The following is a 17,445-nucleotide window of genomic DNA, read 5'->3' on the forward strand; positions in this document are numbered from 1 at the left end:
AATCCCTTACAGCACGGCCAAAGCCGCCGTTTGCGGCGGTTGGTTTTGGCGGAAGTGATCCACCAACCGCCGACTGCCAATGCAATCGCCCACCATGTCTTGGCCCATTGCGGTCAAAAAGAACCGGGCGGGGCCGCCGACAGACTGCGGCAGCAAGGGCAGGGCTGCAAGCGCCGCATGGCGCAAGGCATCGGGCAGGTAGGTGATTTTCGGCGATTTGCCCAGAACGTGGAAGGCCAGCTCGGCAAGTTGAGCATGGGTGAAAATATCCGGCCCGCCGACGTTGCGCCACGGTGTGCAATTCCACATGGTGTCGGCCACAGCCGTCGCAAGATCGGCCCCATGAACCGGGTTGATCCGATGCGTCCCCTTGCCGAACAACCAGACGCGCCCAGACTGGGCCATCTTCATGAAATCCTCCATGTCGGAAAAATATCCGCTTGGCGCAATCACCGACGAGGCAATCGGCGCGGCCTGCAACCGGTCGACAAAGGCCTGTTTGGCGGCGACCAGCGGCACCTGCTGCATCGACCGCGCCTTGAGAACATGGACGTATCCGAACTGGCGCACACCGGCCCGTAAGGCGGCATTCAGCAGGTTCACATTGGCCTGATAATCCACGTCCCAATAGCTCAGCCCGTCTTTCTGACGGGTGATCCCAAGGCTAGAGATAACGATATCAACGCCTTGGAAATGCCCTTCGAGCGTTTCTGGCCGCGTGGCTTCGGCAAGGATCAGGTCATGCGCTCCAATGCCCTGGCGGCGAGCGCGGTCGGTGTCGCGCACAATGGCCCGCACGTGGCAGCCCCGCTGGCGGAATTCGGAAACCAAATGGCGCCCCAGATAGCCCGTTGCGCCTGCAATCAATACGGTTGTCATATCATAAATCCTTGGAACTGTTGGAAAATGGGCAGGGCCACCCGAACGGCCCTAACCTACAACTTTGTGTCCGCGACCGCGCATGCACTGGATCACGATCTCTTTACGTTTCTCATTGGTTTCGATCCCGGTGGCCGCAGCGCCGGTCAGCCCGCCAACAAGCAATCCGCCCAAAAGGCCCTCTTCGTCCGAGGTGTCAGGGTCTAGCAAACCGGCCACGGCACCAATCCCGGCACCAATGGCTGCGCCACCGGCGGTTTCGCCTTGGTATTGGTTGATGGCTAGGGTTTGGCAGGCCTGAAGATCCGATGAAAAGGCGGGCGACGGGGTGCCATCGACGATCGGGCGATAGTTCGCGCCTGAGTCTGAGCAAGCGCCAACTGCGATCAAAGGGATAAGCAATGCGGTTTTGAAAGTTTGAAAAGTCATGGCATGTCCTATTATGACTGGATGGTCAGTCATGTACAAGGGATTATGACTGGACGTCCAGTCATAAAAAATGCTAACCGTCAAAAGGTAAGGAAAACCGGAAGGTAGAACAGGTGCCGAAAATCGTAGATCGCGACGAAATGCAGAAGGGAATCTTGGACGCTGCGTTGAAAGTCTTTGTAAAATCGGGATTTCAAGCCGCAACGATTGCCGAAATCGCAAAAGAGGCGGGTTTGGGCAAAGGCACGCTGTACCTATACTTCAAGAACAAAGACGCGCTGGTTGACGCGCTTTTGGAGCGCCATCTGAAGGCGGCGCGCAAATCTGTCACGGAGTATCTGGAGCCCGAATCGCTAGACGATTTCCTCGAAGGCTTGGCCCGAATGATGGATTTGAACGAGGCACAGGCCGGTTTCATCCGGGTCTATTTCGAAGTGTTCGGCCCGAATTTTTCTTCGGCTGAGTTTTCTGATCGCGTGGGCGCTGTGTTCGATGAATTGGCGCAGGTTTATACCAAAAGCCTGACAGATTTGCGGGCCAAGGGCGAAATACGCGGCGACATTGACATCGCGGATACGGCTAGAAGCATCGTCAGTATGATCGACGGGATGATGCTGCATCGTGGATTGCAGCTGTATCCTGCCCCACGGCAAGCGCCCTTAAGCGCTGCGGCGATCAAGGTTCTCAGGCAGGGGTTAAAGCCAAGCTGATGCGAAAAGCTGGAGGTCTTTGATCAAATGGTGCACAGATGACGCAAAGCTTGGCTAGAAGGCGCGTCAGATGAGCATTGATAAGTTCGACCATGCAATCCTTGATGCACTGCAACGTGATGGCGCGATGACCAACGCGGCCTTGGCTGAAATCGTAAACCTATCCGCATCGCAAGTGTCGCGCAGGCGCAGTGCACTAGAGGCCGCAGGTTATATCGAAGGCTATGTCGCCAAGCTGAACGCCAGCAAACTGGGCTATGGGATGCGGGCGATCACGCGGGTCAATCTGCGCAGCCACGGCCGGGGGCAGGCCAACGATTTTTCCATTTTCGTCCGGTCTCAGCCGCAGATCAGCGCGGCGTTGTCGGTGTCGGGCGATGCGGACTATGTGCTTGATATCAAAGTGCGTGATCTGGATGCCTTCGCGGCCTTCATCCACGAAGTTCTGTTGCCCCATCCGCTTGTCGCGCAGGTCCGATCCGAGATTGTCCTGCTGACGCTCAAGGACAGCGGGCGGATCACGTTGCGCTAATTTTCCGCATTGTGGAAAGGCATGGGCCGACCGCCCAAAGCTGCGGTCAATTGATCGGCGATGCCTTTGACCACAGGGCCGACTTGGGCAATCCGTTCGGGCGGCATGCGCGCGCTGAGGGCCGAAACAGACAAGGCGCAGATCGCATCGCCCGTGCGCGACCACACCACCGCGCCGACACAGCTCAGGCCCGCCGCGTGTTCTTCTCCGTCGATGGCGTAGCCGCATTGCCGAATGCGGGTGATATCCCCCATCGCGGTGTCGAGGTTGCGATGCGATCGGGGCGTCAGCGGGTGAAACCCATTGCGTGCGGCAAAACGGGCGATTTCTTCATCCTGCCATGTGGCCAAGATCGCCTTGCCCATGGCAGAACAAAACGCCGGAACGCGCCCCCCCGGTGGGGAAATTGCGCGCACGATCTCTCGGCTTTCCACTTGGCTGACCGTCACCAATTGGTCGGCGTCCAGCACGCCTAGGTTCGCCGTTTCGCGGGTTTCGTCACGCAAACGGCGCAAGAATGGCAGGGCAGGGGCAATGAAATTGTGCCGTTGAACATAGGCGCTCCCGACGGAAAACGCCTCTCGCCCCACGTGCCAGAGCGAGTCTTCGGCGTCGAAATGGGCAAAGTTCATGCTTTCCAACGTGGTCAGCAAACGGTGCGCGGTTGAAACGGCCAGCCCCGCTTGCCGCGCCAAATCGCTGACTCTGTGGCCGTCGTCAGACCGGGCCATAAGGCGCAGAAGTTCCAACGCGCGAACGACGGCTTGCACATGTCCTTGCTCAGATCTCGTCATCGCGCCTTTCCATATCGTGAAAAACTTATAGCCATCTCTACCGTTTTGTCCCGGGACAGGTCAATTGCTTGGCCAACTGAGGAGACTGCTATGACGAATTACGTTGCCAAAGGCGGCCTGAGTGTCGCCGCTGAATTGGTGGACTTGATCGAGAATGAGGTTCTGACCAGCGTTTCGGCCGGGCAATTCTGGTCGGGGTATGAGGCACTGTTGCGCGATCTGGCCCCGCGCAACAAGGCGCTGTTGGACAAGCGTCTGAGCCTTCAGGCGCAAATCAATGATTGGAACGCTGCCAATGTCGGTAAGCCGTTCGACAGCGATGCCTATCGCGCCTTTCTGACCGATATCGGCTATCTGGTTGACGCCCCCGCGCCTTTCGCGGTGTCGACCCAGAACGTTGATCCTGAGATTGCCGAAATGGCCGGGCCGCAATTGGTGGTTCCGGTGATGAACGCCCGCTTTGCCCTGAATGCGGCGAATGCGCGGTGGGGATCGCTTTATGATGCGCTTTATGGCACGGATGCGATTCCGGGGCAGGCTGCACCGGGCTATGACGCGGCGCGTGGTGCCAAGGTCATCGCATGGGCGCGGGCGCATCTGGATCAGGTGGTTCCCCTGGTCAACGGATCCTGGGCTGATGTGACGGCTATGACGGCGGGCGAAACGCTTGAAATCACCGCAGGCGGCGCGACAACGCTGGCAAACCCGGCGCAATACGCTGGCTACCGTGGCAACGGTGACGTGCTGCTGACGGCCAATGGCCTGCTGATCGAATTGGTCATCGACCGCACCAGCGCTATTGGACAAGACGACCCCGCCGGAATTTCCGATATCCGTTTGGAAAGCGCCCTGACCGCGATTCAGGACTGCGAAGACTCGGTTGCCGCCGTCGATGCCGCCGACAAATGCGTGGTGTATCGCAATTGGCTGGGCCTGATGACCGGCGGTTTGGAAGAGACCTTCCAAAAGGGCGGAAAAGCCCTGACCCGCCGTCTTGCGCCTGATATGACCTACCTTGCCCCCAACGGCGAAACGGTGACCCATCCGGGCCGCGCTGTTCTGTTGGTGCGCAACGTTGGCCATTTGATGATGACAGATGCTGTTCTGCTGGACGGGGCGGACACGCCAGAAGGCATTATGGATGCCATGGTGACAGTTGCCGCCGCGATGCATGATTTGCAGAAAACCGAAGGCGCGCGCAATTCCCGCGCCGGGTCGGTTTATGTGGTCAAACCCAAGATGCACGGCCCCGAAGAGGTGGCTTTTGCCAATGACCTGTATGGCCGGGTTGAGCAGGTGCTGGGCCTTGCGCCGTACACGGTGAAGCTGGGCATTATGGACGAAGAGCGCCGGACCTCGGCCAACCTTGCGGCCTGCATCGCCGAGGTGAAACAGCGCTGCGTGTTCATCAACACCGGCTTCCTTGATCGGACCGGCGATGAGATCCACACATCGATGAAGGCAGGCCCGGTGATCCCGCGCGGCGAAATGGCGGGCACCGCTTGGTTGACAGCCTATGAGAACGGCAATGTTGACACCGGCCTTGCGGCTGGTCTGCGCGGGCATGCGCAAATTGGTAAAGGCATGTGGGCCAAACCCGACGACATGGCCGAAATGTTAGAGGTGAAGGTCGGACACCCGAAGGCGGGCGCGAACACCGCGTGGGTGCCATCGCCCACGGCGGCCACCTTGCACGCGACTCATTACCATGCGGTGAATGTCGATGCGGTTCAGTCGGATCTGGAAGGCAAAAGCCGCACTTCGTTGGCCGACCTGCTGACGCCGCCAATCATGCATGGCCGCAACCTGTCGGGCGAGGAGGTTCAGCGCGAATTGGACAACGCCTGCCAGTCGATACTTGGCTATGTGGTGCGTTGGGTCGATCAGGGCGTTGGCTGTTCCAAGGTGCCGGACATCAACGATGTCGCCCTGATGGAGGATCGCGCCACGCTGCGGATCTCGTCGCAATATCTGGCGAACTGGCTGACGCACGGCATCTGTACCGAGGCCGAAGTTGAGGCCGCGTTCCGCCGGATGGCCCCGAAGGTCGATGCGCAGAACGCAGGCGATCCGGCTTATGCGCCTATGGCCCCCAGTTTCGATGGTGAGGCGTTCAACGCCGCGCGGGATCTGGTTTTCAAAGGGGCGGCACAGCCGTCCGGATACACTGAGCCGCTTCTGCACGCGGCCCGTCGCCGAGTGAAGGAGGCTTTGGCATGATGACAGTCACACGTTTGGATCTGGCCGACGCAGGTATTCTGCTGGCCGGGGCCCGCGCCCGCGCCGCCGAAATCGGCGTGCCGATGTGCATCGCGATAACGGATGAAGGCGGCAATCTGGTCGCGTTTGAGCGGATGGATGGTGGCAAGGTGACCTCGATCACCATCGCCATCGACAAAAGCTTTACCGCTTCGGGCGCCAAGAAAGCGACGCATGACTACCACACCGCCAGCCAGCCGGGTGCCCCGGCCTATGGCATTTTTGCCGGGATCGGCGGGCGTTTGATGGTGGTTCCCGGCGGTTTGCCGGTCACCGTGAATGGTGAGGTGGTCGGTGGTATCGGCGTGTCGTCCGGCACACCGGCGCAGGACCGTGACGTGGCGCAAGCCGGGATCGACGCGTTCTTGACGACGCTGTAACCCAAGAAAAACCCGGCGCATTTCGGTACGCCGGGTTTTGCTTTAGAAGTCCAGGTTTTCGACGCTCAGTGCGTTCTGCTGGATGAATTCGCGGCGGGGTTCGACCACATCGCCCATCAGCTTGGTGAACAGGTCGTCCGCCTCGGCGATGTCATCGACCTTCACTTGCAGCAATGTACGTGCATCGGGGTCCAGCGTGGTTTCCCACAGCTGTTCGGGGTTCATTTCGCCCAGACCCTTGTAGCGTTGCAGGCTAAGACCGCGTTCGCCTTCCTCAAGAATGGCCTTCAGCAGGTCCAGCGGGCCATAGATCATCTGGCGGCGATCCTTGCGTTCCAAGGTCGCCGGGGTGCCATAGACCGCTTGCAGGCTTCGCGTGAAGCTGCCGGTTTTGCGGGCCTCGCCCGAACGGAGCATCGGGCCATCCAGCGTGCGCACCTCTTCGACGCCGCGCAGGATGCGGGCCAGACGGATGCCGTGATCTTGGGTGATGCGGCCCATCCAGCCGCGCTCATACTCTAGCGCGATCAGGTTCAGACGTTCGGCGACCAGATCGGCCACGCCTTGCAGGTCAGCATCCACCGCGCCGGGCACAAACGCGCCAGCAATGGCGGCCTGTTCAAGGATGTGGCGCGGGTAATGGGTCGGGAAAGCATCCAGTACCCGCTTCAGCTGCCGCGCCTCATCGACGATGCGGATCAAGTCTTGCGAGGCGACAACCTCGCCGTTGCCTTGGATCAGCTGCGCACCGTCTACGCCCTGTTGGACCAGATATTCATCCAAAGCGTTCTGATCCTTCAGATACACCTCGGACTTGCCACGGGCCACTTTGTACAGCGGCGGCTGGGCGATATAGAGATAGCCGCCTTCAATCAGTTCGGGCATCTGGCGATAGAAGAACGTCAGCAGCAGTGTGCGGATGTGCGCGCCATCAACGTCAGCGTCGGTCATCAGAACGATCTTGTGGTAGCGCAGTTTGCTGATGTTGAACTCATCCCGGCCAATGCCAGTGCCAAGCGCCATCACAAGGTTGCCGATTTCCTGACTGCTAAGCATCCGGTCAAAGCGGGCGCGTTCGACGTTCAGGATTTTACCTTTGAGCGGCAGAATAGCCTGCGTGCCACGGTCGCGTCCTGTCTGAGCGGACCCACCAGCAGAGTCACCCTCGACGATGAAGAGTTCGGTTTTCGATGGGTCTTTTTCCGAACAATCCTTGAGCTTGCCAGCAAGGAAGTTCACGTCCATCGCGGTTTTGCGGCGCGTCAGTTCGCGGGCTTTACGGGCCGCTTCACGGGCCAGCGCGGCCTCAATGATCTTGCCGACGATCACCTTGGCTTGGTTCGGGTTTTCTTCAAACCATTCCGCCAGCTTTTCGTTCATCAGGCTTTCGACCGCCGGGCGCACCTCAGACGAGACCAGTTTGTCTTTGGTCTGAGAGCTGAACTTGGGGTCTGGCACTTTGACTGACAGAACGCAGGTCAGGCCTTCGCGGGCGTCATCGCCGGTGAAGTTCACCTTTTCCTTCTTAGCGATCCCGCTGGACTGGGCGTAGTTGTTGATCGTCCGCGTCAGCGCCCCACGGAAGCCCGCAAGGTGCGTGCCGCCATCGCGCTGGGGGATGTTGTTGGTGAAGGGCAGAACGTTTTCGTGATAGCTGTCGTTCCACCACATGGCGATTTCCACGCCGATGTCATCGCGTTCGCCGTTCACATAGATCGGCTCTGCCATGATCGAGGATTTCGACCGGTCGAGGTATTTCACAAACTCGCGCACGCCACCATCGAAGAACAGTTCTGAGCGGAGCGGTTCCGCCGGGCGGTCATCCTCAAGAATGATCCGCACGCCAGAGTTCAGAAACGCCAGTTCGCGCAGGCGCTTTTCCAGCGTGTGGAAGTCGTATTCGAGGTTCGAAAACGTGCCCTTCGAGTCCTGCGTTTTGGCCGATGCCAAGAAACGCACCTCAGTGCCTTTTTCGCCCTCGGCGTCGCCGACGACGCGCAGATGTTCCGTCGTATCACCATGCTCGAACTTGGCGTAGTGTTCTTTGCCGTTGCGCCAAATGCGCAGTTCCAGCCAGACCGACAGCGCGTTCACAACCGATACGCCCACGCCGTGCAGTCCGCCCGACACCTTGTAGGAGTTGCTGTCGAACTTCCCGCCCGCGTGCAGCTGGGTCATGATGACCTCGGCCGCCGAGACGCCCTCTTCGGCGTGCAGATCGACGGGGATGCCGCGACCGTTGTCGCGCACGGATACGCTGTTATCGGCGTGGATTTTCACGTGCACGTAGTCGGCGTGACCGGCCAGTGCTTCGTCAATCCCGTTGTCGACAACCTCATACACCATATGGTGCAGGCCCGAGCCATCATCGGTGTCACCGATATACATGCCGGGGCGTTTGCGGACAGCCTCCAAGCCTTTGAGAACCTTAATGGAATCCGCGCCATATTCGTTCGCGGTGCCAGCGGTTTCGGACATCCGAAAATCCTTTATTCTTTTGACGCTTTTATAGGTGGATTTGGCGGCGATGTCACGCGTCTGACACAATATTTAGTGGTTTTAAGCAAGTAACCCAACGGTCACCACCTTCGACGTTCCGGCGCTATCGGAAACCATCAATCTTTGCGCCCGATCGCCCAAGGCTTCGAACAATCCCGACTCGGTTCCGGTCATCCAAGCCTGCGCGCCCAGGGCGCAGATTTCATCGTAGAGCGCGGCGCGGCGGGTTTCGTCCAGATGGGCGGCGACCTCATCCAATAGCACAATCGGCGGCGTGCCCAGGTCGGCGGCAAGGGCGCGGGCGTTTGCCAGAATGAGCGAGATCAGCAGCGCCTTCTGTTCGCCGGTCGAACAATCGCGGGCGGGAACGCCCTTGGCCGAATAAGTGCCGACCAAATCGGCGCGATGCGGCCCGATCAGCGTTCGGCCTGCGATCATGTCCCGCGACCGAGAGGCGGCCAACGCCTCGCGCAATGCGTTCTCGGTGTCCGGCAATTCGCTGTCGTTATGGGTCAGTTCCAGATCGGCAGTGGGAAAGCTGGTTTCCGCCCCGTCTTGGGCTTGCCTTAGCGCCTCTAGCGCGGTCAGGCGGTTTTGGTGGATCTGTGCGCCTGTGCGGGCCAACTGCGCCTCTAGCGCCGCATACCACCGGGCGTCGCGCACTTGGTCTTTCAGCAGGCGGTTCCGTTCACGCATGGCCTTTGCGTAATCCAGCGACAGATCGGCATGGGCTGGCTCAAAGCTAAGGGTCATGCGGTCCAGAAACCGCCGCCGCCCTTCGGCGCTTTCGATCCAGAGCCGGTCCATGCTTGGCACCAGCCACAGCACCCGCGACAGCCGCCCAAGAGCCGTTTGCGCGGCGGTTTTGCCGTCGATGCTGACCTGCCTTGGATTGCCGTTTTCGGACTTATGCGCGACTTCATGCGCCCGGCCATCGCTGTGCAGAATGCCGGACACCTTCCAGCCCAAAGCCTCAGGTCGGCGCACCATGTCTTGTGCCGCCGCCTGACGCATCCCTCGGCCGGGGGAAAACAGCGAAACGGCTTCTAGCAGGTTGGTCTTGCCCGCGCCGTTGGGGCCATAGATCGCAACGGGCCGGGCATCGACCGATATCTCGGTGCGATGGTGCGACCGGAAGTGCGACAGCGCCAACCGGGACAGGTGCAGACCAGACATGAAAGGGCAGCCGCCCGGCGCGTCAGACGCGCATCGGCATGACGACGTAAATGGCCGACGTGTCGGTGCCTTCGCGCATCAGGGTCGGATCACCGGACGAGTTGAACAGGAACACCGCGTTTTCACGGTCCACCTGGCTGGCGATTTCCAGCAGGTACTTGGCGTTAAAGCCAATTTCCAATCGCTCATCGGCATAAGCGACGGCCAGTTCTTCTTCGGCGGCGCCGCTGTCCGGGGCGTTGACCGACAGGATCAGGCGGTCTTCGTCCAGTTGCAGTTTCACTGCGCGCGACCGTTCTGAACTGACGGTGGCCACACGGTCAACCGCTTTTGCAAAGTCAGCGGCGTCTACTTCCAGCTTACGGGTGTTGCCCGTCGGAATGACGCGGCTGTAATCGGGGAAGGTGCCGTCGATGACCTTCGACGTCAGGGTGATGTTCGGCGTGGCAAAGCGCACCTTGGTTTCCGACACCGACACAGCGATTTGCATGTCGTCATCGTCCAGCAGTTTGCGCAATTCGCCAACGGTTTTGCGCGGCACGATCACACCGGGCATGCCTTCGGCCCCGTCGGGCAACGGCGCATCGATGCGGGCCAGACGGTGGCCATCGGTCGCAACGCAGCGCAGGGCGCGGCCATCTTCGCTATCGGCCAGATGCATGTAGACGCCGTTCAGGTAATAGCGCGTTTCCTCGGTCGAAATGGCAAACTTCGACTTGTCGAACAGGCGGCGCAGCACCGATGCGGGCGCGCCAAAGTTCGTGGTGTATTCGGACGAGGCCATGACCGGGAAATCTTCGCGCGGCAGGGTCGCCAGCGAAAAGTTCGACCGGCCCGCTTCGACCGTCAGGCGGCCCGTTGCGGCGTCGTCGGTCAAAGTGACCAGCGCCCCATCGGGCAGTTTGCGAACGATTTCGTGCAACGTCACGGCGCTGACCGTGGTGGCCCCGGCGCGTTCGACCTGTGCGGGGGCCTTGTCGACCACCTCAATATCCAAGTCAGTGGCGCGGAACTGCACGTCGCTGCCATCAGCCTCGATCAAGACATTGGCCAGGATCGGGATCGTGTTGCGCCTCTCGACCACGGACTGGGCCTGAGAGACCGCTTTGAGCAGCGCGGCGCGTTCAATGCTGAATTTCATGTCCCTGTTCCCTCTCACGTACCCGGGACAGGAAAGCTACCTGAAATCCACGGCGGTACAATGGTCTTTTACTGTTTTCCGCCGGTTGGCCTTGGCCGTCAAGTGCGCTCGTACAATCCGGCGTCAGGGTGGCACCAAAAGGAAACGGCGGGGCATTGCTGACCCGCCGTTTGCATGGATTTTATTCTGATGCCTTGGATCAGGACTCAAGCGCCCGGCGCAGCAGTTCGACATCTTCGTCGATCTGGGCGTCTTGCATGCGCAGTTCTTCGATCCGCTTCACGCCATGCATGACGGTCGTGTGGTCGCGCCCGCCAAAACGGCGACCGATTTCCGGCAACGACCGGCTGGTCAGCTGCTTGCATAGAAACATCGCCACCTGACGCGGGCGGGCAAAGGCACGCAGACGCTTGGGCCCGATCAGATCGCTGATGCGGATGTTGTAATGTTCGGCCACGCGGCGCTGAATTTCCTCGATCGAGATTTTCTGCTGCGAAGCGCGCAGAACGTCGGCAAGGCAATCCTGCGTCAGCTCCATCGTGATCGGCTTGCCGACCAGCGAGGCAAAGGCGAACAGACGGGTCAGCGCACCTTCCAGAACGCGGACGTTGGTCGAAATACGATGCGCCAGGAATTCGACGATGCCGTCATCCAGTTCCAGCGTCGGGTACAGAACGCGCTGCGCTTCGACCTTCGACTGAAGAATGCCAAGGCGCAGTTCGTAGTCGGTTGGGTGCAGATCGACCACAAGGCCCGATTGCAGACGCGACCGGATGCGGTTTTCCAGATCCTTGATTTCATCCGGCGCGCGGTCGGCGGAAATGACGATCTGTTTTTGCTGTTCGATCAGCGCGTTGAAGGTGTGGAAGAACTCATCCTGAGTCGAATCCTTGCCCGCGATGAACTGAACATCATCGACCATCAGCACATCAACCGAACGGAACAGTTCCTTGAAGTCCATCATGCGGCGGTCACGCAGCGCTTGCACAAAGCGGTACATGAACTGTTCAGCCGACAGATACAGGACGTTCAGGTCGGGACGGTTCCTGCGCAGTTCCCACGAAATCGCGTGCATCAGGTGGGTCTTACCCAAGCCGACGCCGCCATAGAGGAACAGCGGGTTGAAGGTCACAACGCTGCCTTCGGCCACGCGGCGCGCTGCGGCATGGGCCAATTCGTTCGGCTTGCCGACGACGAAGTTGTCGAAGGTAAAGCGCGGATCCAAGGGCGCGCTGATCAGACCATCATTCTGTGCGGCCGGCTTCGGCGCGGGGGCCGCAGCGGGTTGTTGCACAGGTGCCTGAGACGGTTGCGCCGCGATATTCGCCGCAACCTCAAAATCCAAACGTCGAATTCCGGCAACATGCGCATGCAGTTTCGCCAGAATCATATCACCGTAGTGTTGACGTACATAGTTCCCGACAAATGCCGTGGGGGCGTGAAATACGGCGACGTCATTCGACTGTCGCGCAAAGTTCAGCGGTTCGATCCACGTTTTGTAGTTATTTTCCCCAATGGTATCGCAGATTTCGTTCCGCAAAACCCGCCATGCTGCCGTCGTCATGCCGCTGCCGACCCTTTCCATTCTTCTTTCCCCATATTCGACGCCTGTAGCGCGGTCCTGTCCCTAAGACCGCGGCGGTCAACTACTGAAGAGAAGAAGAGATACCCGTCCGAAACTCGTGACCGAGATTCGGTGATCGACTTTCATCGACAACAGCCAAAACCCCATCGTTCGCGCAACACACACCGGCGCGTAAAACGACAGGGCAAAATGGCCCGACTATTCCCAACATGGACGAAGCAAAGAAAAGTATCAGGCCACGAAATTCGCAGTTATCACGACGACTGACACGGTCCGCGTAATGCGCGGTTTTTGTTCTTGCTGCTCGTCCCCCCAAGTAAACTGACTCGCACCCTCAAGATACCGCCCCGCACAAAGCGGGGGCAACATATCTTCGAACTTGACTCGGACTATCGTGGAAAAGAATCTATCGGCCACTCAAAAATAGCACAGTCAGAAAAAAGGCGGCCCAAACTGGACCGCCTTTCGACAAACTTACTGATATCTAAGGATAATCAGCTTATCCCAGCGCTTTGACGCGGGCCGACAGGCGCGAGATTTTGCGCGATGCGGTGTTCTTGTGGAAGACGCCTTTGGTGACGCCGCGCATCAGTTCGGGCTGAGCAGCGCGCAGAGCTGCGGTCGCTGCTTCTTTGTCGCCCGAAGCAATTGCTTCTTCAACTTTGCGCAGGAAGGTACGGATGCGCGAACGGCGTGCTTTGTTGATTGCAAAGCGCTTTTCGTTCTGACGTGCGCGTTTTTTGGACTGGGGCGTATTTGCCATGATGATCGATCCCAATACGAAACTTTGTTTAGCGCAACGCCACAAAGGCCAGCCTCAGATCGCTGGACCGATTCTTGCCTAAGCGGGCATCACGCGCATGTATCGGCGTCATTTAAGGGAAGGGCAGCCAAATGAAAAGCAAAAAGCGCCCCGCAGGGCGCTTTCGCTTATTTGTCGCGGAACTGGGCGCCGCGTTTTTCCTGGAAGGCGGCCATGCCTTCCTTCTGATCCTCGGTGCAGAACAGCGAATGGAACAGGCGGCGTTCGAACAGCAGCCCTTCGCTCAGCGTTGTCTCATAGGATCGGTTGACCGCTTCTTTGGCCGCGATCGTGGTGATCATCGACTTTTCAGCGATCTTGGCAGCGGCGGCCTGCGCCTCTTCCATCAGGCTTTTGGCCGGAACAACGCGGCTGACCAGGCCCGAACGCTCGGCCTCTTCGGCATCCATGAAGCGGCCCGTCAGGTTCATGTCCATCGCTTTGGACTTGCCGACATAGCGCGCAAGACGTTGCGTGCCGCCCATGCCGGCGATAACGCCAAGGTTAATCTCGGGCTGGCCAAATTTGGCGGTGTCCGCCGCAATGATGAAATCGCACATCATCGCCAATTCGCAGCCGCCGCCCAAAGCATAGCCCGAAACAGCCGCGATCACGGGCTTGCGCACGCGCATGAAGGCGTTGTGTTCGTGGCCGAAGAAGTCCGACATATACATGTCGACGAAAGACTTCTCGGACATTTCCTTGATATCAGCACCTGCGGCAAAGGCCTTGGCCGAGCCGGTGATGATAATGCAGCGAACTTTGTCGTTGTTGTCTGCTTCATGCAGCGCCTGCGTCAACTCTCCCAATAGTTCAGAGTTGAGGGCGTTTAGCGCGTCAGGCCGGTTCAGCTTGATTGTCGCAACGTGGGTTTCTACTTCGACGATGATCGTCTCATAGGCCATGAAACTCGGCTCCGTCCGGTTGTTTGTGGCCTTCATCCCTGACCGATTAATCGCGCTGGATCAAGTTATCTTTGACAGGTCGGGCAGTAGAAACTGGATCGGCCAGATTGAACGATGCGCTTGATTGCACTTGTGCAGCCATCTGCATGGCAGGGGTCGTTTTCGCGACCGTAGACATCGAACCGATGTTGAAAATAGCCCAGCTCTCCGTCCGCCTGACGGAAATCCTTGAGCGATGAACCGCCCGCCTCAATTGCCTCGGACAGGACATCGCGAATGATTGGGACCAGCGCTTCAATCGCTTTGCGACTAAGGGTTTCGCAGCGCCTGTCAGGGCGAATGCCCGCGCGGAACAGGGTTTCACACACATATATATTGCCCAGCCCCGCGACGACTTTCTGATCGAGTAGCGCGGTCTTGATCGGCGTCTTTCGTCCCTTCAAACGATCCGCCAGATGAGGGCCGTCAAACGTGTTGCTGAACGGCTCTGGGCCAAGCGATGACAGCAGCGGATGACGTTGCGGCGCATCGGACGGCAGCAGATCCATTGCGCCAAACCGTCGCGGATCGTTGAACGTGATTCGAGCGCCCGATTCCATGTGCAGCACCACATGATCGTGCTTTTCCGGCGCGGGATGGTCATGCACGAACCGCCCCAAGGGGTCGCCCGACACCAACATGCGGCCAGACATACCCAAATGCACCAGAAGCGTTTCGCCCGAATCGAGATCCGCCAGAATGTATTTGGACCGCCGCCCAAGCCGCAAAATACGCCGCCCGGTCAGGCGCGCCGCCATATTCTCGGGGAAGGGCCAGCGCAGATCGGGGCGGTTCACATCGGCCTGCGCGATGACAACGCCTTCCATCACCGGGGCCAAACCTCGGCGGACGGTTTCAACCTCGGGCAGTTCGGGCATGCTGGCTCTCCGTTTTGTTTTAGGGGATATGGCACTGAAACCGCCTTGTTTCCAGTCAACCTGAGACACCCTGCCCCCTTGGACAGTTTGTATCGTTGCCCCATCTGTGGCACTGGTCACGGCAAGCTCATTACGGGACAAAGACTATGACGGACGACAGCACCACCCATTTCGGTTTTCAGACCGTTCGCGAATCTGAAAAGGCGGGACGGGTTCAGGGGGTTTTTGGGTCAGTTGCATCGAAATACGATGTTATGAATGACGCGATGTCGCTGGGCATCCACCGCATCTGGAAAGACGCGATGATGGACTGGTTGGCCCCGCGTCCGGGTCAGAAGTTGCTGGATGTGGCAGGCGGCACGGGTGATATTTCTTTTCGCTTTTTAAAACGTGCAGGCCATGGCCATGCGACGGTGTGCGATTTGACCGAACCCATGCTGGTTGAAGGGCGCAAACGGGCTGAAGCGGGTGCTTTGCACGACAGTCTGGATTGGGTTGTCGGCGATGCGATGAATCTGCCGTTCCCGGACAATAGCTTTGACGTCTATACGATCAGCTTTGGCATTCGGAACGTCACGCGCCCGCAAGAGGCCCTGAATGAAGCCTATCGCGTGCTGCGCCCCGGCGGGCGGTTGATGGTGCTGGAATTCAGCCAGATCCCGACGCCCGCGCTGCAATGGGCCTATGATCGATATTCGTTCAACTTGATTCCGTGGATGGGGCAGGTAATTGCGAATGATCGCGATAGCTATCAATACCTTGTTGAATCCATTCGAAAGTTCCCGGATCAGGAAACCTTTCTAGGCATGGTGCGTCAGGCTGGTTTTGAAAATGCCAAATACCGCAATCTGACGCTTGGCATTGCCTGTCTGCATTCGGGTTGGAAAATCTGATGCGCGGACCTCACAACATCTGGCGCTTGGTTCGGACAGGCGCAACCTTTGAACGCACTGGTGCGATGCGCGATGTACTTGACGCGATGGATGCGCCCCGCCCTCTGCGTTTGGCCGCGCGCCTGCTGGGATGGCCGTTCAAATGGCTGGGCTACAAAGGTGATGAGGCGATGCCGCCGATCACCCGCGCCCTGAGCGCGCTTGGCCCGGCCTATATTAAATTCGGTCAGATTTTATCAACTCGGCCCGATGTGGTCGGCGCGGATATGGCGCTGCAACTGCGTGTGCTTCAGGACAAACTGCCGCCGTTTTCCGTGGCTGCTGCGAAAGAAGCTGTGCAGGTCGAACTGGGCGAAAGCGCGGATTCGATTTTCACCAGTTTCAGTGAGCCGGTTGCGGCCGCTTCGATCGCGCAGGTGCACCGCGCCGAATTGGCAGAAACGGGCGAGGTGGTCGCCGTCAAAGTTTTGCGCCCCGGTATTGAACGTGCGTTCCAAAAAGACATCGATGCGTTTTACCTTGCCGCGCGGATGATTGAGCTTTTGTCCCCATCATCGCGCCGCCTGCGCCCGATGGACGTGATTAAGCACTTCGAAGGTGTGGTCCAAGGCGAATTGGATCTGCGGCTGGAGGCTGCCTCTGCCTCTGAGTTCGCGGCGAACACCGAAAAAGACGAAGGTTTCCAACTGCCTGCGGTAAAATGGAAATTCTCTGGCCGTCGGGTGATGACGCAATCCTGGGCCGAAGGTGTGCCGCTGGGCGACAATGCCGCGCTGGATGCCGCTGGGCATGACCGTGTTGTACTGGGCCATCGGGTTTTGCAACTGTTCCTGAGCCACGCGCTGCGTGATGGGTTCTTCCACGCTGACATGCACCAAGGCAACCTCAAGGTCGCTGCCAACGGGGATATCATCGCGTTGGACTTTGGCATCATGGGCCACATCGACGAATACACGCGCCGGGTTTACGCCGAGATTCTGTTTGGGTTTATCCGCCGTGATTATAAGCGGGTCGCTCAGGTCCATTTTGAGGCCGGCTATGTGCCTGCTGATCGCGATGTGGATGAGTTTGCCCGTGCGCTGCGCGCGGTCGGAGAGCCGATCTTTGGTATGGACGCGACGCGAATCTCTATGGGGCGGCTGCTCAACTACCTGTTTGAGGTGACCGAGCGGTTTGGGATGCAAACCCGGACCGAACTGATTCTATTGCAGCGGACAATGGTCGTGGTCGAAGGCGTTGCCAGATCGCTCGATCCGCATATCAACATCTGGGACGTCGCGCGCCCAATCGTTGAGGACTATATCAAAACCTCAATTGGCCCGCGAGCCGTGATGCAGGATCTGATGAAAACCGCGATTGTCTTGGGGCGATTTGGCCCCCGTTTGCCTGACATGGTCGAAGCGGCATTGATGCGGCAGACGACCGATGCGGAAAAAGAAACGCCTTCGAAATCAGGTAGATGGCTGTTCTTTGGAGCCGGTCTTACCCTTGGTGCAGGGATCGCCCTGATCACATTGTTCTAAAAAGAAAACGGCGGCCCAAAG

The 17,445-nt window shown here is 59.0% G+C and carries 16 protein-coding genes; 6 read left to right on the forward strand and 10 right to left on the reverse strand.

Annotated elements, in window-relative coordinates; all coding sequences use genetic code 11:
• Positions 1 to 6: 6 nt before the first annotated feature.
• Both PRI8871_RS14895 and PRI8871_RS14900 read right to left on the reverse strand, forming a co-directional pair.
• Positions 7 to 879 (reverse strand): SDR family oxidoreductase, encoded by an 873-nt coding sequence (locus PRI8871_RS14895; RefSeq protein ID WP_108887035.1) that lies wholly within the window; start codon positions 877 to 879, stop codon positions 7 to 9.
• A 51-nt stretch (positions 880 to 930) separates the two neighbouring features.
• The gene (locus tag PRI8871_RS14900; protein WP_108887036.1) at positions 931 to 1,308 is read right to left on the reverse strand and encodes a YMGG-like glycine zipper-containing protein; all 378 of its coding nucleotides are present in this window, start codon (positions 1,306 to 1,308) and stop codon (positions 931 to 933) included.
• Positions 1,309 to 1,448: 140 nt separating this feature from the next.
• Here PRI8871_RS14900 and PRI8871_RS14905 point away from each other — a divergent pair, with 140 nt between their 5' ends.
• The gene (locus PRI8871_RS14905) at positions 1,449 to 2,018 is read left to right on the forward strand and encodes a TetR/AcrR family transcriptional regulator (RefSeq protein ID WP_181389484.1); all 570 of its coding nucleotides are present in this window, start codon (positions 1,449 to 1,451) and stop codon (positions 2,016 to 2,018) included.
• A gap of 70 nt (positions 2,019 to 2,088) precedes the next feature.
• On the forward strand, positions 2,089 to 2,550 hold the full coding sequence (locus PRI8871_RS14910) for an Lrp/AsnC family transcriptional regulator (protein WP_108887038.1): 462 nt from the start codon (positions 2,089 to 2,091) through the stop codon (positions 2,548 to 2,550).
• Here PRI8871_RS14910 and PRI8871_RS14915 read toward each other — a convergent pair.
• On the reverse strand, positions 2,547 to 3,344 hold the full coding sequence (locus PRI8871_RS14915) for an IclR family transcriptional regulator (protein ID WP_108887039.1): 798 nt from the start codon (positions 3,342 to 3,344) through the stop codon (positions 2,547 to 2,549). The genes PRI8871_RS14910 and PRI8871_RS14915 overlap by 4 nt on opposite strands.
• 90 nt (positions 3,345 to 3,434) lie before the next feature.
• On the opposite strand from PRI8871_RS14915, the gene PRI8871_RS14920 reads away from it, so the two are divergent.
• Together PRI8871_RS14920 and PRI8871_RS14925 are read left to right on the forward strand one after the other, a co-directional pair.
• Positions 3,435 to 5,564: a malate synthase G gene (locus PRI8871_RS14920; protein WP_108887040.1), complete on the forward strand. Its 2,130-nt coding sequence runs from the start codon at positions 3,435 to 3,437 to the stop codon at positions 5,562 to 5,564.
• A complete protein-coding gene (locus tag PRI8871_RS14925) occupies positions 5,561 to 5,983 on the forward strand; it encodes a GlcG/HbpS family heme-binding protein (RefSeq protein WP_108887041.1) in 423 nt (140 codons plus the stop codon). Before PRI8871_RS14920 ends, PRI8871_RS14925 begins: the two co-directional genes overlap by 4 nt.
• Before the next feature lie 42 nt (positions 5,984 to 6,025).
• On the opposite strand, the gene gyrB is transcribed toward PRI8871_RS14925, so the two are convergent.
• The 7 genes from gyrB to mutM form a co-directional block, all read right to left on the reverse strand.
• Positions 6,026 to 8,461 (reverse strand): DNA topoisomerase (ATP-hydrolyzing) subunit B, encoded by a 2,436-nt coding sequence (gyrB, locus tag PRI8871_RS14930; protein WP_108887042.1) that lies wholly within the window; start codon positions 8,459 to 8,461, stop codon positions 6,026 to 6,028.
• An 81-nt stretch (positions 8,462 to 8,542) separates the two neighbouring features.
• Positions 8,543 to 9,658 (reverse strand): DNA replication/repair protein RecF, encoded by a 1,116-nt coding sequence (recF, locus tag PRI8871_RS14935; protein WP_108887043.1) that lies wholly within the window; start codon positions 9,656 to 9,658, stop codon positions 8,543 to 8,545.
• Positions 9,659 to 9,680: 22 nt separating this feature from the next.
• Positions 9,681 to 10,799 (reverse strand): DNA polymerase III subunit beta, encoded by a 1,119-nt coding sequence (gene dnaN, locus PRI8871_RS14940; protein WP_108887044.1) that lies wholly within the window; start codon positions 10,797 to 10,799, stop codon positions 9,681 to 9,683.
• A gap of 199 nt (positions 10,800 to 10,998) precedes the next feature.
• The gene (gene dnaA / locus PRI8871_RS14945) at positions 10,999 to 12,363 is read right to left on the reverse strand and encodes a chromosomal replication initiator protein DnaA (protein ID WP_219929030.1); all 1,365 of its coding nucleotides are present in this window, start codon (positions 12,361 to 12,363) and stop codon (positions 10,999 to 11,001) included.
• A gap of 520 nt (positions 12,364 to 12,883) precedes the next feature.
• Positions 12,884 to 13,147 carry a 30S ribosomal protein S20 gene (rpsT, locus tag PRI8871_RS14950; protein ID WP_108887100.1) on the reverse strand — a complete coding sequence of 88 codons (264 nt, stop codon included), beginning with the start codon at positions 13,145 to 13,147 and terminating at the stop codon, positions 12,884 to 12,886.
• Positions 13,148 to 13,314: 167 nt separating this feature from the next.
• Positions 13,315 to 14,091 (reverse strand): enoyl-CoA hydratase, encoded by a 777-nt coding sequence (locus PRI8871_RS14955; protein WP_108887046.1) that lies wholly within the window; start codon positions 14,089 to 14,091, stop codon positions 13,315 to 13,317.
• Positions 14,092 to 14,156: 65 nt separating this feature from the next.
• Positions 14,157 to 15,008 (reverse strand): bifunctional DNA-formamidopyrimidine glycosylase/DNA-(apurinic or apyrimidinic site) lyase, encoded by an 852-nt coding sequence (gene mutM, locus PRI8871_RS14960; RefSeq protein WP_108887047.1) that lies wholly within the window; start codon positions 15,006 to 15,008, stop codon positions 14,157 to 14,159.
• A gap of 146 nt (positions 15,009 to 15,154) precedes the next feature.
• On the opposite strand from mutM, the gene ubiE reads away from it, so the two are divergent.
• Positions 15,155 to 15,901: a bifunctional demethylmenaquinone methyltransferase/2-methoxy-6-polyprenyl-1,4-benzoquinol methylase UbiE gene (ubiE, locus tag PRI8871_RS14965; RefSeq protein ID WP_108887048.1), complete on the forward strand. Its 747-nt coding sequence runs from the start codon at positions 15,155 to 15,157 to the stop codon at positions 15,899 to 15,901.
• A complete protein-coding gene (ubiB, locus tag PRI8871_RS14970; RefSeq protein WP_108887049.1) occupies positions 15,901 to 17,424 on the forward strand; it encodes a 2-polyprenylphenol 6-hydroxylase in 1,524 nt (507 codons plus the stop codon). The genes ubiE and ubiB overlap by 1 nt, the downstream gene beginning before the upstream one ends.
• Positions 17,425 to 17,445 lie beyond the last annotated feature (21 nt).

The organism is Pseudoprimorskyibacter insulae, from assembly GCF_900302505.1.
Lineage (GTDB): Bacteria > Pseudomonadota > Alphaproteobacteria > Rhodobacterales > Rhodobacteraceae > Pseudoprimorskyibacter > Pseudoprimorskyibacter insulae.

Bases quoted from the DNA above. Each gene is read 5' to 3' on its own strand.
- PRI8871_RS14895 (WP_108887035.1), bottom strand. From the start codon at position 879: ATGACAACCGTATTGATTGCAGGCGCAACGGGCTATCTGGGGCGCCAT.
- PRI8871_RS14900 (WP_108887036.1), bottom strand. From the start codon at position 1,308: ATGACTTTTCAAACTTTCAAAACCGCATTGCTTATCCCTTTGATCGCA.
- PRI8871_RS14905 (WP_181389484.1), top strand. From the start codon at position 1,449: ATGCAGAAGGGAATCTTGGACGCTGCGTTGAAAGTCTTTGTAAAATCG.
- PRI8871_RS14910 (WP_108887038.1), top strand. From the start codon at position 2,089: ATGAGCATTGATAAGTTCGACCATGCAATCCTTGATGCACTGCAACGT.
- PRI8871_RS14915 (WP_108887039.1), bottom strand. From the start codon at position 3,344: ATGACGAGATCTGAGCAAGGACATGTGCAAGCCGTCGTTCGCGCGTTG.
- PRI8871_RS14920 (WP_108887040.1), top strand. From the start codon at position 3,435: ATGACGAATTACGTTGCCAAAGGCGGCCTGAGTGTCGCCGCTGAATTG.
- PRI8871_RS14925 (WP_108887041.1), top strand. From the start codon at position 5,561: ATGATGACAGTCACACGTTTGGATCTGGCCGACGCAGGTATTCTGCTG.
- gyrB (WP_108887042.1), bottom strand. From the start codon at position 8,461: ATGTCCGAAACCGCTGGCACCGCGAACGAATATGGCGCGGATTCCATT.
- recF (WP_108887043.1), bottom strand. From the start codon at position 9,658: ATGTCTGGTCTGCACCTGTCCCGGTTGGCGCTGTCGCACTTCCGGTCG.
- dnaN (WP_108887044.1), bottom strand. From the start codon at position 10,799: ATGAAATTCAGCATTGAACGCGCCGCGCTGCTCAAAGCGGTCTCTCAG.
- dnaA (WP_219929030.1), bottom strand. From the start codon at position 12,363: ATGACGACGGCAGCATGGCGGGTTTTGCGGAACGAAATCTGCGATACC.
- rpsT (WP_108887100.1), bottom strand. From the start codon at position 13,147: ATGGCAAATACGCCCCAGTCCAAAAAACGCGCACGTCAGAACGAAAAG.
- PRI8871_RS14955 (WP_108887046.1), bottom strand. From the start codon at position 14,091: ATGGCCTATGAGACGATCATCGTCGAAGTAGAAACCCACGTTGCGACA.
- mutM (WP_108887047.1), bottom strand. From the start codon at position 15,008: ATGCCCGAACTGCCCGAGGTTGAAACCGTCCGCCGAGGTTTGGCCCCG.
- ubiE (WP_108887048.1), top strand. From the start codon at position 15,155: ATGACGGACGACAGCACCACCCATTTCGGTTTTCAGACCGTTCGCGAA.
- ubiB (WP_108887049.1), top strand. From the start codon at position 15,901: ATGCGCGGACCTCACAACATCTGGCGCTTGGTTCGGACAGGCGCAACC.